This is a genomic window from Bradyrhizobium sp. UFLA06-06 (genome assembly GCF_054820065.1).
Genome location: NZ_JADFUD010000107.1, coordinates 1 through 15,533 on the forward strand (window position 1 = coordinate 1; position 15,533 = coordinate 15,533).

The following is a 15,533-nucleotide window of genomic DNA, read 5'->3' on the forward strand; positions in this document are numbered from 1 at the left end:
GCTGCTGCTGCGGCACGAAGCCCGGCTCCTGGCCGAAGCTCGAATAGCCGTCGCTGTCGTCGTCGCCGTCTTCGGTCGGGGTGACCTCGGCGTCGGGGCGCGGCGGCTGCTGGTTCTGCCGGAACTGCTCCTGTGCGGCCGCGATGATCCGGTAGTAGTGCTCAGCATGCTGGTAGTAGTTTTCAGCCGCCACCGGATCGCCGGAGGAGCGCGCATCGCGCGCAAGCTGAACGTATTTCTCGGCCACGTGGGAGGCCGTGCCGCGGATCTTGATGTCGGGTCCGTTCGATTCGTACACCCGTGTCAGGGGATTCTGGCCGCGCCGGTTATTGTTGTTGTTATTGTTGTTGTTATTCCGGTTGCGCATCCGCTTGTTGTTCTGACCGTTTCTCATCTGTCGCCTTTTATTCCAGCCCTGAAGTTATTGCAGTCCACAGTCCGATTTCTCAGCAGTCCGATTTCTCAGAAGTCCGAATTCCCAGAGTCCGATTCGGCGCGCGACTAGGCACACGGAATCGCAATACCGTTCGAAGTGGTTTCGATGTCGCCGACCATCTCGTTCAGCAAAGTCGCGTGCAGCAAAGACGCGTTCCCCAACCGCCGGCAATCGCGCCAGCGACCAAATCATTCCGCCCGTTGAGACAGGCTCAGTTCTCGTGCGTAAGTCTTCAAGCGCAATAACAGGCTTTCGTTCGCTTGGCGGTCGAGAGCAGCACAGCTTCGGCTATTGCGCTCTATGTGACCTGCGTTCCTGGAACCTTTCGATCGGCGGGCTCTGCTGAACCCTGGTCATCACCCGTAACGGATTACGGGGCCAGCACCGATGTTGTGCCCGGAACGTAGTCGTTCCCGGGGGATAATCCAAGAGGTTTTTTTTCGTTCCAATAGGACTTTATCGGGGCAGCCGGCGGGCGGAAACGGCCCTCGGGATGCCCCCCAGATCGGCTTTTGGCGGCCCCGTTGGGGATAAGCCGGACGCCGTCATCAGCGCTTCAACGTCGTCGCTCTGACCCTGTCCGACCTCCACAACCAGAAATCCTCCTGAGGTCAAAAGACCCGCAGATTGCGAAATCAGCGCGCGGTAGGCGTCGAGCCCGTCGGCACCGCCGTCGAGCGCCGCGCGCGGATCATGCGCGCGCACCTCGATGTCGAGCCCGGCGATCTCGGCCGAGGGGATGTAGGGCGGGTTGGACACGATCAGCTCGAACGCGCCGGCCAGCCCGCTGCCGTAGTCGCACTCGATCCATGTCGCGCGCTGGCTAAGTCCGAGCTCGGCGGCGTTGCGCCTCGCGGTCTGCAGCGCCTCCGCGGAGATGTCGGTGGCGAAGCCATGCGCGTTCGGCAGTTCCGAGAGCAGCGCCAGCAGGATCGCGCCAGAACCGGTGCCGAGATCGGCGATCCGCAGTGCGCGCTCGGCCACGCCATCGGCGCGCAGCAGTTCGAGTGCGCGCTCGACCACCGTCTCGGTGTCCGGGCGCGGCACCAGCGTTGCGGCGGACAGATGCAGCGGCAGTCCCCAGAACTCCTTGACGCCGAGGATGCGCGCGACCGGTTCACCGGCGAGGCGGCGCTGCGCGAGGCGCTCGAGGTGATCCGCCTCGTCCCTCGTCAGCGCGCGTTTGGCGCCGGTGACCATGCCGGTCAGATCGAGCCCCAGCGCGGCGCCGACCAGCAGTCGCGCATCGAGCTCGGCGGCGTCGCTGCCGGCCGCCTTGAGCCGCGCGGCGAGGCTGCGCCTGATACGCTCGACGGTCTGGCCATGTCCTGCGGGTTCGTTCATCGCGCGTTGTTAGCCGATGGTCGATGCGGCGTCGATATGGCTTGCGCCCCGTGCGGCCGGCGCGCACGGTCGAAATCTCAACCCATCGATCCGGAACGCGCGACCATGACGTGCTATGACGACCAGAACATCTTCGCCAGGATCCTGCGCGGCGAGGTCCCGAGCTTCAAGGTCTACGAGACCGACCGGACCTTTGCCTTTCTCGACATCATGCCGCGATCGCCGGGACATACCCTGGTGATTCCGAAGGCGGCTGCGCGCGGAATCCTCGACATCGCGGAAGACGACCTCGCCGCGGTGGCGCGGTCGGCCAAGCGCATCGCCATCGCCGCGATGAAGGCGTTTGCCGCCGACGGCATCATCATCCAGCAGTTCAGCGAGCCCGCCAGCGGCCAGGTGGTGTTTCACCTGCACATGCATGTGATGCCGGTGAAGGCCGGCGTCGCGCTGCTGCCCGCGCAGACCGTCAAGGCGGAGATGGATGTGCTAGCAGATCACGCCAAGCGCATGATCGCGGCGCTGGCAGACTGAGCTGGAGTCTGAAGGGTTAGCGCTAAAAGCAGTCGCAACGGCGGCGCGCTCCCTCTCCCGCTTGCGGGGGAGGGTTGGGGTGGGGGCTCTCTCCGCGAGTCGCATTGTGGAGAGAGCCCCCACCCGCATCGCATCTTCGATGCGATGCGACCTAAGAGCGAGCTTCGCTCGTCTCGACCCCGCAAGCGGGAGAGGTGCAGTGAGCGTGCGGCGAGATCTATTCGCCCTGGCTTCATCACGAATTAGCGGGTTAAACCCCGAGATAGCGCTGCAGGACGTCGGGCTGCGCCTTGATCTCCTGCGCCGGCCCCTCATGGACGATGTGCCCGTTGTTGATGATGTAGATGCGCTGCGCCAGCGCGAGCGTCGCGGCGAGGTTCTGCTCCACCAGCACGATGGTCTGTCCGGCCTCGGCCAGATCGCGGCACGCCTTCATCAGGTCGCGCACAATCACCGGCGCCAGGCCCTCGAACGGCTCGTCGAGCAGGATGATCTTGGGATCGCGCACCAAGGCGCGCGCGATCGCCAGCATCTGCTGCTCGCCGCCCGACAGGTCGGTGCCGCGGTTGCTCCGCCGCTCGCGAAGCCGCGGAAACATCTCGTAGATGCGGTCGAGTGGCCAGCGCTGCGAGGCGGTCAGGCCGGCGATCACGAGGTTCTCCTCGACGCTCAGGCTGCCGAAGATACGGCGCTCCTCATGGACCAGCTGCATGCCGGCCTGCGCGATCTTGTGGCTCTTCCGGCCGGAGATCTCGACGCCGTCGAACATCACCGAGCCGCGGCGCGGGGTGACGACGCCCATCAGGCTCTTCAGCGTCGTGCTCTTGCCGGCGCCGTTGCGGCCGAGCAGCGCCACCACCTCGTTGCGCTCGACGCGCATCGAGACGTCGAACAGGATGTGGGAATCCCCGTAATAGCTGTTCAGTCCGTTGACCTCGAGCAGGCTCATGCGGCGAGCACTCCATGCACGCCGCCAAGATAGGCCTCCTGGACGGTCGAATTGTTCTTGATCTCTTCCGGCGTTCCCTCGACCAGCACGCGGCCTTCCTGCAGCACGGTGACGCGCTCGGCGAGCTCGAACAGCGCATCCATGTCGTGATCGATGATGATCATGGTGCGGCCTTGGCTGATCGACTTCAACAGCTTGACGGTCTCGACGCGCTCGCGCGGGCTCATGCCGGCGAGTGGCTCGTCGAGCAGCAACAGGCTCGGCGACGTCGCCAGCGCCAGCCCGATCTCCAGCCGCCGCTTCTCGCCATAGGCGAGCTCGGACACCGGCGTATCCGGCCTGGACGTGAGATTGACCAGCTCGAGCGTCTGCTGCACGCGCTCGGACAGGCCGGGGATGCTGTCGATGCTGCGAAACAGGTCGAGCTTGAACTTGCCGCGCAGCGCCGACAACGCCGCGATCACCAAATTCTCGCGCACTGTCAGCCCGGCAAACAGCTGGTTGACCTGGTAGCTCTTGGTCAGGCCGAGCTGGCAGACGTCGGTGACATTCATGCCGGTGATGTCGCGGCCCTCGAACAGGATGGTGCCCGAGGTCGGATGCACCTCGCAGGTCAGCATCTTGAAGAAGGTCGACTTGCCGGCGCCGTTCGGGCCGATGATGCCGCGCAGCTCACCGTGATTGACGGTGAAGTCGATGTCGCTGTTGGCGAGCAGGCCGCCATAGCGCTTGGTCAGGCCCCTGGCCTGGAGGATCGGGCCGGACCGATTGCCGCCGGCACGGGGCGCTGCCGGCTTCGGCGCGGGCGCTGTGGCGTGCCGGTCGCTTGCCATGGGGACGACCTCGGGTACGCTCTCGTCCGGCTCCTTGGCGCCGCGCTGTCCGGTCAGGAGACGGTAGAGATCGGCGAGGCCGCCGATGATGCCGCGGCGCAGGAAGCACACCAGCAGCACGAACACGATGCCGAGCACGAGCTTCCAGGCCGCGCCGAGCCCGAGCGCCGCCTGCAGGAAGTCCTGCAACGACAGCCACACCGCGGCGCCGACCAGCGGCCCGAACAGCGTGCCGCGGCCGCCGATCGCGGTCTGCATCACGAGCTGCCCCGACGTGTCGAAGGTGAACGCGTCGGGCGGCATGAAGGCCTGCAGCACGCCGAGCAGCCCGCCGGCAAAGCCGGCATAGGCGGCGGCGATCACGAAGGCGGTCAGCTTGTAGCCGTGGATGTTGTGGCCGACCGCGGTCGCGCGCAGCGGATTGTCGCGGATCGCGCTGAACACGGCGCCAACCGGCGAGCGCACGATGCGCAGCGCGATCACGACGCCGATGAAGTAGCACAGTGCCAGGAACTGGTAGAGCGACCAGCCGGTGGTGAAGTGCAGGGTGGTGAAGCCGAGATTGAAGCTCGGGGTCGGCACGCCCGGCAGCCCGTTCTCGCCGCCGGTGAAGTCCGACAGCGGATTGAACTCGACGAAGAAGAACACCTCGGCGATCGCCACCGTGATCATCGCGAAATAGATGCCGGTGCGGCGCAGCGCGATCAGGCCGATCAGATAGCCGGTGGCGGCGGCCGCGACCATGCCGATGACGAGCGCGAGCACGACGTAGGGAAAGCCGGCGCGCGTCAGCAGATAGGCGGCGACGAAGCCGCCGGTGCCGTAAAAGGCCGACTGGCCGAACGACAGCAGGCCGGTGAAGCCGAACAGGATGTCGAAGCCGAGGCCGAACAGGCCCCAGACCAGGATCCGGTTCACCGTGTTGGGCGCGAAGCCGAGCCACGGCAGCACGAAGGGCGCGACGATCAGGCCGGCGGCGGTCAGGAATTCGATCAGGTATGGGCGCTGTTTAAGCATCTAAATATCCGTCGTCATTCGCGGCCCTGCGTGCCGAGCAGGCCATGCGGTCTGAGCACCAGCACGAGCGTCATCGCCGCGAACAGCATGACGTAGGCGTAACCGGGGTTGAACATCGAGGTGATGCTGATGATCTCGCCGGCGATCAGTCCGCCGAGGATGGCGCCGGGAAACGAGCCGACGCCGCCGATCACCACCACCACGAAGGTTTCGACCAGGATGTCGTCGCCGACACCCGGCGTGAGCGACACCACCGGCGCATTGATGATGCCGGCGAAGCCCGCGGCCATCGCGCCGATGCCGAACACGATCATGAAGACGCGGTAGACGTTGATGCCAAGCGAATCGACCATCACCGAATCCTCGATGCCGGCGCGCACGATCATGCCGAGCCGCGTGCGGTACAGGATCAGGAACAGCGCGCCGAGCGCGACCGCGACGATGCCGACCACCGCGAGCCGGTAGGTCGGGTAGAACAGGAAGCCGAGCGAGGTGATGCCCTGCAGCAGCGCCGGCGGCGGCACCACCTGCGACTGGCTGGTGAAGATCAGCCGCACGATCTCGACGAAGCAGATGCCGAGGCCGAACGTGACCAGCAGCTGGTCCTCATGCGGGCGATGGTAGAAATGGCGGATGATGATCCGCTCCATCGTGACGCCGAGCAGCATCACGAACAGCGATCCGGCGATGACGGCGAGGATGAACGAGCCGGTGTAGGAATAGGCCACATATCCGGCGTAGCCGCCGATCATGAACATGGCGCCGTGGGCGAGGTTGAGCACCCCGAGCGTGCCATAGATGATCGTCAGCCCGGAGCTGATCAGCGCAAGCAGCGCGCCGAGCGCCAGCCCGTTGAAAAGTTGCGAGACGAAATTTGGCCAGTTGATCATGGCGCGCGTTCACTCAGCCGTATATCTGGCCCGGTCGATGGAGGATGCGTTCCGAGAAAAGCGGCGCCGCGGGCCGGGTCGCCCCGCCCACGGCGCCGAGTCTTCCCACGTTAATCAGGTGTAGTCGCCGAGATGGCAGCCGAACGCATCCGGCTTCTGCATCAAGCCGTCGCCGGAGACGATCTCGATCACCTCGTAATAGTCCTCCTTGTTCTTCATCTCCTTTTCCATCTTGCCGCGGACGATGACGACGGGGCGGACGCACTGGTGATCCTCGGGGCGATAGTGGACGTCGCCGACCAGCGAAGGCAGCGTCTCGCCCTTCTCATAGGCCTTGATGACGTCGGGCGGATAGAGGCTGCCGGCTTCCTCGACCATGCGCGCCCAGTGCGCGAAGCTGACATAGGCGTTCTCCGCGCCCCATTCCGGCTTGTAGCCGTACTTCTTCTCGAAGGCCTCGTTGAACATCTTGGCCAGCGGATACTTGTCCTCGATGGTCCACCAATAATCGGTCGCGGCGTAGACGCCCTGCATCAGGCCGCCGGTCTCGCGGGCGATGAACGGCACCTGGTAGGGCACCACGAGCTTCATCTTGTCGAGCACGCCGAACTGCTTGGCCTGCTGCGTCGACAGCACGGCGTCGTGACCCCAGTTGACGTTGATCAGCACGTCGGCGCCGGAATTCGCGACGTTGAGCAGATAGGACGAATAGTCCGGCGCGCCGAGCGGCGAGACCTGGTTGGTGACGGTGGTCCAGCCCGCCTGGGCGAGGTAGTCCTGCATCGACTTGGTGACGGTGTGGCCGTAGGTGTAGTCGGGCGTGAGGTAGGCGGCCTTCTTGTTCTTGCCGAACTGCTTGATCAGCACCGGCGCGATCGCCGCCGCGGCGGTCTGGCCGAAGAAGTTCTGGCGGAAGCCGTAGCGCACGCAATCCTTGCCGGTGGTGTCGTTGGAGCCGGAAATGCCGCAGACGAAGATCACCTTCTCGCGCTGCGCCAGCTTGTTCAGTGCCACGGCGACCGCGCTCGACGTGCCGCCGGTGATCATCACCGCCTTGTTCTCGGAGATGAAGCGCTGCTGTGCCTGCACGGCCTCGTTCGGCTTCGCCGCGGAATCGGCGACGCCGAACTTCAGTTCCTTGCCGAGCACGCCCTTGCTGGTCTTCGGCGAGATCTTCTTGATCAGCTCGTGGCCGCTGTTGATGTGCTCGATCGCGAGCTGGTAGCCCTTGAGTTCATCCTCGCCCTGCACCGCATAGGTGCCGGTGCGCGGCACCGAGATGCCGATGAAGGCCGAAGAGCCCGACGTGCCCGCGGGATAGGTTCCGATTGCCGGATGGTCCTCGGCGAATGCCCGCGATGCGATCGAAGCCGGCAGCACGGTGCCGCCGATCAGGCCCGCGCCGGCTTGCAGCAAAGTGCGGCGCGAAACGTTCAGGGCGCTGCCCGGCCGAAAATCCTTGGTGCTCATCGCTCAGTATCCTCCAATTATATTGATTGTTGCCGCGCATGTTCACTCGTCGCCGGATCGGATCGATCGGCGGCACGATGCGCCGGCTGCAATCGAGCAGCCTGTCACAGCTACAATTCCTCACCGGCATATTTAGTCAATGTCACCTTTCGTCGAATCATATCGGCCTACGATAGAAATAATATCGTTCTACGATGTATCGAGGGTTTACCGACCGGGTGCGGGTCCTGTAAGTGAGGGAGCGATGATCCAGGAGCCCTCAAGTCGCACCGGAAATGCCGGAGAGCACGCCGTGACCGAACACGGTGGCGCCGAGCAATCGGGCAGCCTGAGCATCCGCGCGATCAACGTCCTGAAGGAGCTGGCGGTCGAGCTGCTCGACGAAGTGCCGCCGAAGGTGGGCTGGACGCCGTCGGACGATCTGCTGCGCCTGCTCACCGCGCGCCATCTCGCGACGGCGCGAAATTGCGGACGGCAAACCATGCGCGAGATCATTGATTGGGCCGAGACGCGCGGAATAACGATCCCGTCTCCGCATCACACCGGCAAGTCGTTGTCGGAGGTCTGGGGCGATCTGGTCGCGCGGGCCTCGGCCGGGCATCTCACCAAGAGCGAGATCACCGAGGCGCTGGAGAAATCCATTCGCCGCAGAAGCCCGCGGATTCCGGTCGCCTTCCAGATCGTGCTGCTGAAGATATTGAGCTCGACCTACGATCGCTGGCCGCAGCCCTGAGCTTGCCCCGGCCCCGCTCGATCGTCAAACCGTTCAAAACATGGGTGGAAGGATGACCGGTAGTATGGTGCGTCTGGCGCGGCCTTGATAGCGTTGCGCAGCGTCTGCCGTCCGGCGGAGCGAGCCAGCAGCAGGACGATCGAATGCCGCAACCAAAGCAACGACGAGCGCCAGCCGGCGCAACGAAACGCAAGGCGGCGGCCGCGACGGTGGACTACCGGGCGCTGGCGCAGTTTCGCTACGAGTTGCGGAGGTTTCTCGCATTCAGCGAGGAGGGGGCCCGGAAGGCCGGAATGACGCCGCGGCAGCATCAGGCGCTGCTCGGCATCAAGGGTTTCGTCGACCCCGGTCCGCCGACCGTCGGCGACATCGCGCGGTTTCTGCTGATCCGGCATCACTCCGCCGTCGAGCTGATGAACCGCATGGCAAAGCTCGGGCTGGTCAGCCGCCTTGCCGATCCCGACGACGCGCGGCGGGTTCAGCTCAAGCTGACGGCAAAGGGCGAGCAGAAGCTCCAGTCCGTTTCGAAGAAGAACATCGAGGAGCTCCGCCGCGTCGCGAGCCCGGCGCTGCGCCGCTTGTTGAAGTCTTCGCCGTCTTCCGGAGAGGACTGAGCGTAGCATCCGCCGGCGCAAGCGGCGGCGCGCGTCAGGCCGCGGCGCCCTGCGCGGCGAGCTGCGCCGCCTGGTGCTCGGTGGTCAGCGCGTCGATCAATTCGCCGAGCGCTTCGCCCGCGATCACCTGCGGCAGCTTGTAGAGCGTCAGGTTGATGCGGTGGTCGGTGACTCGCCCTTGCGGGAAATTATAGGTGCGGATGCGCTCCGAGCGGTCGCCGGAGCCGACCTTCTCCTTGCGGTCGGCGGAGCGCGCGGCCTCGACGCGCTGGCGCTCGGCATCGTAGATGCGCGAGCGCAGGATGTTCATCGCCGACGCCCGGTTCTTGTGCTGCGAGCGGCTGTCCTGCATCATCACGACGATCCCGGTCGGCAGATGGGTGATGCGGATCGCCGATTCGGTCTTGTTGACGTGCTGGCCGCCGGCGCCGCCCGCGCGCATGGTCTCGATCCTCAAATCGGTGTCCTTGATATCGACGTCGACGTCCTCGACCTCGGGCAGCACGGCGACCGTGGCGGCCGAGGTGTGGATGCGGCCCTGCGTCTCGGTGTCGGGCACGCGCTGCACGCGGTGCACGCCGGATTCGAATTTCAGCTTGGCGAATGCGCCGCGGCCCTGCACCTCGGCGATGATTTCCTTGTAGCCGCCGACGGTGCCTTCGCTCGCCGAAATCACCTCGACCTTCCAGCCCTGCAAGGACGCGAAGCGTTCATACATCCGGAACAGGTCGCCGGCGAACAGCGAGGCCTCGTCGCCGCCGGTGCCGGCGCGGATTTCCAGCATCACGTTGCGGTCGTCCATCGCGTCCTTCGGCAACAGCGCGATCCGGATCTGCTGCTCGAGCTCGCCGAGCCGCGCCTGCAGCGTTTCCAGCTCGGCTTCCGCCATGCTGCGCATCTCGGCGTCGGTCCCGGCATCCGCCAGCATCGCCTCGGTGTCGGCGAGTTCGCTACGCGCAGAACGATAGAGCTTCACCGCGTCGATCAGCGGATTGAGCTCGGCGAGCTCGCGCGTGATCTGCACATAGCGCTCGGACTTGACCTCGCCGAGCAGCTCGGCCTCGAGCGAGGCATGATGGGCGAGCAGGACGTCGAGTTTGGCTTCGGGTAGCATGGCGGTATCTCGAATTGCGGAAGGTACGGAAGGGCGGCAGCGGCGACGGCAGCGTCGCTACAAGGCCAGCCCCTCGGTTTCCGCAAACTTCGTCAGCGCCGCGCGGATCGAGACGCTGCCGACCGGCGCATCCAGCAGCGGATTGATCATCGCCTCGGCCTTCTTGGCATCGAGGTCGAGGATCAGCGCCTTGACCGGGCCGTGCGCGGTTGCCGACAATGAAAGCGAACGGTAGCCGATTGCGATCAGCGCCAGCGCGCCGATCGGCTTCGACGCCATCTCGCCGCACAGCGAGGCGGCCTTCTTTGCCGCCTTGGCCTTGCGCACGATGTCGCGCAGCGCGCGCAGGATCGGCGCCGACAAAATGTCGAAGCGTTCGGAAACCTTGGCATTGCCGCGGTCGACCGCAAACAGGAACTGGAACAGGTCGTTGGAGCCGACCGAGACGAAGTCGACCTTCTTCAGCAGCTCGTCGAGCTGGTAGAGCAGCGCCGGCACCTCGACCATGGTGCCGATATCGATCCGCTCGGGCAGCGAATGGCCGTGCTGGCGCAGATAGGTCAGCTCGCGCTCGACGATCGCCTTGGCCTGGTCGAACTCCGCGATGTCGGAGATCATCGGGAACATGATCTTCAGCGCGCGGCCGCCGCCGGCACGCAGCAGCGCGCGGATCTGGCCGCGCAGCAGACCGGGACGGTCGAGGCCGAGCCGGATCGCGCGCCAGCCGAGCGCGGGATTTTCCTCGATCACGGTCTCCATATAGGGCAGCGCCTTGTCGCCGCCGATGTCGAGGGTGCGGAAGGTGACGGGCTTAGAGCCCGCGGCGTCGAGCACGGTGCGGTACAGCGCGAGCTGGTCGCTCGAGCGCGGCAGGTTCGGGCTCACCATGAACTGCAATTCGGTGCGGAACAGGCCGATGCCGGCGCTGCCGGTGTCGTCGATATGCGGCAGGTCGATGGTCAGGCCGGCATTGATCAAAAGCTCGATCGGCTGGCCGTCCTTGGTCACGCAGGCCTTGTCGCGCAGCGCCGAATATTGCGCCTGCCGCCGCGCCCGGAACCGGACGCGCTCGGCATAGGCGGATTCGATCTCGGTCGAGGGGCGGACATAGATCTCGCCGGAAATGCCGTCGACGATGATGGCATCGCCCGGATCGGCGATGCCGGGCGCGTTCGGTACCTCGCCGACCGCGGGAATGCCGAGCGCGCGCGCCACGATCGAGACGTGGGAATTCGCGGTGCCTTCCTCCAGCACCAGGCCGCGCAGCCGCTTGCGGTCATAGTCGAGCAGCGCTGCGGGGCCCATCGCGCGGGCGATCAGGATGGCATTGTCGGGCAGCTGCTCGCGCGAGGGCGCATGGTCCTGGCCGACCAGCTGCCGCATCAGGCGATGGCCGAGATCCTCGAGGTCGTGCAGGCGGTCGCGCAGATAGGGATCGGTCGAGCGCAGCATGCGCGCGCGGGTGTCGGACTGCACGCGCTCGACGGCGGCTTCGGCGGTAAGGCCGGTGGCGACCGCCTCATGCAGCTTGTGCGACCAGCCCTGGTCGTTGGCGAACATGCGGTAGGCTTCCAGCACCTCGCGGTGCTCGCCGCCGTCGGCGACGTCGCCGCGCTCCAGCATGCGGTCGAGATCGGCGCGCAAATTGGCGAGCGCAGTGTCGAGCCGCTTGATCTCCTTCGGCAGGTCCTCGGCGATATAGTTGGTGATCACGACACGCGGCTCGTGCAGCACGACATGGCCGAGCGCGATGCCGTCGGAGAGCACCGCACCGGTCTTGTGCAGCGAGTGCCGCGCGGCGGGCTCGGCGCCGGGCTGCGCCAGCGCGGCAAGCTCGCCGGAGGCGATCATCTCCGCCAGCACCATGGCGGTGGTCTGCAGCGCCTCGACCTCTTCCTCGACATAGGTGCGCTTGGCGCGGTTCTGCACCACGAGCACGCCGAGCGTGTTGCCGGCGCGCAGGATCGGCACGCCGAGGAACGAGTGGTAGGCCTCTTCGCCGGTCTCCGGGCGGTAGGCGAAGGCCGGATGGCTTTGCGCGTCGGACAGATTGAGCGGCGTCGCCTCGCTGGCGACGAGGCCGACCAGGCCTTCATGCGCGCTCATCACGGTGCGGTGGACGGCGTCGCGGTTCAGACCTTCGGTGGCATAGAGCTCGAGGGTGTTGTCGATGCGCAGCACGTAGCAGGAGCAGACCTCGGCCACCATGTTGGCCGCGATCAGCACCACGATCTTGTCGAGCCGCTCCTGGGCGGAGACTTGCTCCGCCATGGTCTCGCGAAGCCGTCTCAACAGGATGCGGGGGCCTCCCGACGCGCTCCGCATGTGTTTCAGTCCCTCCCCACGAAGCCGGCGCACCGGTGCGGCCGGCCGCTGGCGTAAAACTCGTCAAAAACAACAATTTTAGTCATTCGGTGTCGCTGCTCGCCAGTTCCCGCCGATTCGCGATCACCGAAACTGTGCCACAGTTTGCGACAGCCTACCTGACTGGCCGTATACCCAATCGAGGCTTGCATTGCCAAGCAAAACGCCTGCCAGTAGCAAATAACGTCTGCGTCAGCCCAATGCTGCGCCCGCTAAGAGAAATTCTAACTCCGGGCGGGGCTGGGGAGCACGGCCAATGCTCGGTCTCGTCGTTCCGGGGCGCCGCGAAGCGGCGAACCTCGAGATTCCACAATTCGCAATTGCGAATTGGGGTTGATGCTGTCGCATCGCCCCGGAATGACAGCGGAGCGAGCCCCGCCCCTGCTGGTCGCGCCTACGCCTGGTCCAGGCCGTACAGCGTGTGCAGCGTGCGGACCGCGAGTTCGGTGTAGGCGGCGTCGATCAGGACCGAGAACTTGATCTCGGAGGTGGTGATGGCGCGGATGTTGATGTTGCGGTCGGCCAGCGCCTTGAACGCCTTGGCCGCGACGCCGGCATGGCTGCGCATGCCGCTGCCGATCACCGAGACCTTGGCGACGTCGGTCGCGGTATCGAGCCTGGCGTAGCCGATCTTGGCCTTGGCGGCGGTAATCGTATCCTTGGCGCGGTTATAGTCGCTGGCCGGAACGGTGAAGGTGAGGTCGGTGGTCTTGCCGTCCTCGGACACGTTCTGCACGATCATGTCGACATTGATACTGGCGTCCGCGAGCGGCCCGAAGATCGCGGCGGCGATGCCGGGCTTGTCCTCGATCTGGCGCACGGAAATCTGGGCTTCGTCCTTGGAGAAGGCGATGCCGGTGACGACGTGCATTTCCATGATTTCCTCCTCGCTGCAGATCAGCGTGCCCGGCGGCTGGTTGGCGTGCGGGTCGATATCCTCTGGCTTGTCGAAGCTGGAGCGCACGAAGATCGGCATGTTGTGCACCATGCCGAGTTCCACCGAGCGAACCTGCAGCACCTTGGCGCCCTGCGAGGCCAGTTCCAGCATGTCCTCGAAGGCGATCTTGTCGAGCCGGCGCGCCTTCGGCACCACGCGGGGATCGGTGGTGTAGACGCCGTCGACGTCGGTGTAGATGTCGCAGCGGTCGGCGCGCAGCGCGGCCGCGATCGCCACCGCCGAGGTGTCCGAGCCGCCGCGGCCGAGCGTGGTGATGCGGCCGGTGTCGGGATTGATGCCCTGGAAGCCTGCGATCACGGCGACTTCCTTGCGCTCCTTGAAGCGGGTGATGATCTCGGTGCCGTCGATATCGAGGATGCGCGCCGAAGCGTGCGCCTCCGAGGTCTTGATCGGGATCTGCCAGCCCTGCCAGGAGCGCGCCTGGATGCCGATGCCCTGCAGCACGATCGCAAGCAGGCCCGAGGTGACCTGTTCGCCGGAGGCGACCACCGCGTCATATTCGCGCGCGTCGTGCATCGGCGAGGCATCGGTGCACCAGGCCACCAGCTCATTGGTCTTGCCGGACATCGCGGAGACGACGACGGCGACCTCGTGGCCCGCGTCGACCTCGCGCTTCACATGCTGCGCGACGTTGCGGATACGATCGATATTGGCGACGGACGTACCGCCGAATTTCATCACGAGGCGGCCCATGACGACGCGTCTATTCCTTTAAGAGGATAAGTAGGTTAACCCACGCCGAAAACCGCAAGCGCGGGGACCGAAACGCGCGTATACATAGCGCCGCGCCCGGGGGCAAGCCGGTAGGTAGGGGGCCCTCGAGTGTCTTTTGGGGGTGTTTTGACCGGTTGCGGGCGGGTTGTGGCGCACGGGTAACACGGGACAACTCGAAGGCGGATTGGATGGGACGTTATATCGACGAGATCCTGCAGCCTGGCGAGAAGGTGCTGTATTCCACCAATGCGCACTGGATGTTCTATTTGCCGGCGATCGGGGCCTGGATCGTGGTGCTGGCGCTCTTGATCCTGTCGCGGATGACGACGGTCGACGGCCTCGTGATGGCCTGCCTGGCGGCCGCCGCCGTGGTCGCGGTCGCGGCGCTGTACTGGACCGCCGCGGCCTGGTTCCACCGCTGGACCACCGAAACCGACGTCACCAATTTCCGCGTGGTGCACAAGAGCGGCTTCATCAAGCGGCGCACCTTCGAGATGAGCCTCGACAAGGTCGAGAGCGTCGACGTCAACCAGAGCATCATGGGACGCCTGCTCAATTATGGCGACGTCACCATCCGCGGCGTCGGCGAGGGCATCGAGACCATCAGGACCATCGCCGCGCCGCTGTCGTTCCGCAATTCGATCACCGCGCGATAGGGGCGCGCGCAATCATGGCCACGCAATCAACGCTTTCCGGTTTCTCCGCCAATGCCTCCGCCAGCTCGGTCGATCCGGCCGAGGTCGCGAAATTCTCGAAACTGTCCGATGAATGGTGGGATCCGCGCGGCAAGATGGCGCCGCTGCACAAGATCAACCCGCTGCGCCTGACCTATATCCGCGACGCCGCCTGTCGCAAGTTCGAGCGCAACGCCAAGAGCCTCAGCTGCCTGTCCGGCCTGCGCCTGCTCGACATCGGCTGCGGCGCCGGCCTGCTCTGCGAGCCGTTCACGCGGTTAGGGGCCCAGGTGATCGGGATCGATCCCTCCGCCACCAACATCGCTGCCGCGAAGCTGCACGCCGACAAGGGCCATCTGTCGATCGACTACCGCTGCACCACGGTGGAGGAGATGGACGCCCGCGAGCGCTTCGACATCGTGCTGGCGATGGAGGTGGTCGAGCACGTCGTCGACGTCGGCGCCTTCATCAAGCGTTGTACGGCGATGCTCAAGCCCGGCGGGCTGATGGTGGCGTCGACGATCAACCGCAATTGGAAGAGCTTCGCGCTGATCATCGTCGGCGCCGAATACGTGCTGCGCTGGCTGCCGCGCGGCACCCACGAGTGGAGCAAGTTCGTCACCCCCGCCGAGCTCGAGCGCTATCTCGGCGACGTCAACCTCACCATCACCGAGCAGGCCGGCGTGGTCTACAACCCGCTCGCCGACAAATGGACCGTGTCGACCGACATGGACGTGAACTACATGGTGGTGGCGGAAGAGGTGTGAGTTAGATACCATGGTCTCGGCCACACAATAGGTGTCGTCCCTGCTTTCGTGTTTGGTCCCGTTTGATTGGCAAGGGCCTGGATTGGCGTCTTGTAGCCGAGGCATTTGAGGCGGGTTCGGTTGTA

The 15,533-nt window shown here is 65.4% G+C and carries 14 protein-coding genes; 5 read left to right on the forward strand and 9 right to left on the reverse strand.

Annotated elements, in window-relative coordinates; translation table 11 throughout:
• Together IF803_RS40780 and prmC are read right to left on the reverse strand one after the other, a co-directional pair.
• Window positions 1-394, reverse strand: a 394-nt coding sequence (locus IF803_RS40780; protein ID WP_461195982.1) for a DUF4167 domain-containing protein, incomplete at its 3' end; no start/stop codon positions are given.
• A 498-nt stretch (window positions 395-892) separates the two neighbouring features.
• Entirely contained in the window at window positions 893-1,780 is an 888-nt protein-coding gene (gene prmC, locus IF803_RS40785) for a peptide chain release factor N(5)-glutamine methyltransferase (RefSeq protein WP_461195983.1), read from the reverse strand.
• Between the two features lie 105 nt (window positions 1,781-1,885).
• On the opposite strand from prmC, the gene IF803_RS40790 reads away from it, so the two are divergent.
• Window positions 1,886-2,311 carry an HIT domain-containing protein gene (locus IF803_RS40790; protein ID WP_461195984.1) on the forward strand — a complete coding sequence of 142 codons (426 nt, stop codon included), beginning with the start codon at window positions 1,886-1,888 and terminating at the stop codon, window positions 2,309-2,311.
• A gap of 250 nt (window positions 2,312-2,561) precedes the next feature.
• Here the strand turns inward: IF803_RS40790 and IF803_RS40795 are convergent, their stop codons facing one another.
• The 4 genes from IF803_RS40795 to IF803_RS40810 all read right to left on the reverse strand — a co-directional run bounded on the left by IF803_RS40795 (window position 2,562) and on the right by IF803_RS40810 (window position 7,470).
• A complete protein-coding gene (locus IF803_RS40795; RefSeq protein WP_038387064.1) occupies window positions 2,562-3,260 on the reverse strand; it encodes an ABC transporter ATP-binding protein in 699 nt (232 codons plus the stop codon).
• Window positions 3,257-5,110 carry a branched-chain amino acid ABC transporter ATP-binding protein/permease gene (locus tag IF803_RS40800; RefSeq protein WP_461195985.1) on the reverse strand — a complete coding sequence of 618 codons (1,854 nt, stop codon included), beginning with the start codon at window positions 5,108-5,110 and terminating at the stop codon, window positions 3,257-3,259. Before IF803_RS40800 ends, IF803_RS40795 begins: the two co-directional genes overlap by 4 nt.
• Window positions 5,111-5,124: 14 nt before the next feature.
• A complete protein-coding gene (locus IF803_RS40805) occupies window positions 5,125-6,000 on the reverse strand; it encodes a branched-chain amino acid ABC transporter permease (RefSeq protein WP_461195986.1) in 876 nt (291 codons plus the stop codon).
• Between the two features lie 114 nt (window positions 6,001-6,114).
• The gene (locus tag IF803_RS40810; RefSeq protein ID WP_461195987.1) at window positions 6,115-7,470 is read right to left on the reverse strand and encodes a substrate-binding protein; all 1,356 of its coding nucleotides are present in this window, start codon (window positions 7,468-7,470) and stop codon (window positions 6,115-6,117) included.
• Between the two features lie 292 nt (window positions 7,471-7,762).
• Between IF803_RS40810 and IF803_RS40815 the strand changes: the two genes are divergently transcribed.
• Window positions 7,763-8,203, forward strand: coding sequence for a hypothetical protein (locus IF803_RS40815; RefSeq protein WP_461195988.1), 441 nt, complete (start codon window positions 7,763-7,765; stop codon window positions 8,201-8,203).
• Window positions 8,204-8,346: 143 nt separating this feature from the next.
• Window positions 8,347-8,817, forward strand: a complete 471-nt coding sequence (locus tag IF803_RS40820) for a MarR family winged helix-turn-helix transcriptional regulator (protein ID WP_461195989.1) — start codon at window positions 8,347-8,349, stop codon at window positions 8,815-8,817.
• A 34-nt stretch (window positions 8,818-8,851) separates the two neighbouring features.
• On the opposite strand, the gene prfA is transcribed toward IF803_RS40820, so the two are convergent.
• The 3 genes from prfA to IF803_RS40835 form a co-directional block, all read right to left on the reverse strand.
• Complete coding sequence (prfA, locus tag IF803_RS40825) at window positions 8,852-9,931, reverse strand: peptide chain release factor 1 (RefSeq protein ID WP_018269196.1); 1,080 nt, start codon at window positions 9,929-9,931, stop codon at window positions 8,852-8,854.
• Between the two features lie 57 nt (window positions 9,932-9,988).
• The gene (gene ptsP, locus IF803_RS40830) at window positions 9,989-12,256 is read right to left on the reverse strand and encodes a phosphoenolpyruvate--protein phosphotransferase (RefSeq protein ID WP_028343590.1); all 2,268 of its coding nucleotides are present in this window, start codon (window positions 12,254-12,256) and stop codon (window positions 9,989-9,991) included.
• Window positions 12,257-12,689: 433 nt separating this feature from the next.
• Complete coding sequence (locus tag IF803_RS40835) at window positions 12,690-13,946, reverse strand: aspartate kinase (protein ID WP_028343591.1); 1,257 nt, start codon at window positions 13,944-13,946, stop codon at window positions 12,690-12,692.
• 209 nt (window positions 13,947-14,155) lie between these two features.
• Between IF803_RS40835 and IF803_RS40840 the strand changes: the two genes are divergently transcribed.
• Window positions 14,156-14,623 (forward strand): PH domain-containing protein, encoded by a 468-nt coding sequence (locus IF803_RS40840; protein ID WP_016843303.1) that lies wholly within the window; start codon window positions 14,156-14,158, stop codon window positions 14,621-14,623.
• Between the two features lie 14 nt (window positions 14,624-14,637).
• Window positions 14,638-15,408 (forward strand): bifunctional 2-polyprenyl-6-hydroxyphenol methylase/3-demethylubiquinol 3-O-methyltransferase UbiG, encoded by a 771-nt coding sequence (gene ubiG, locus IF803_RS40845; protein ID WP_461195990.1) that lies wholly within the window; start codon window positions 14,638-14,640, stop codon window positions 15,406-15,408.
• Window positions 15,409-15,533 lie beyond the last annotated feature (125 nt).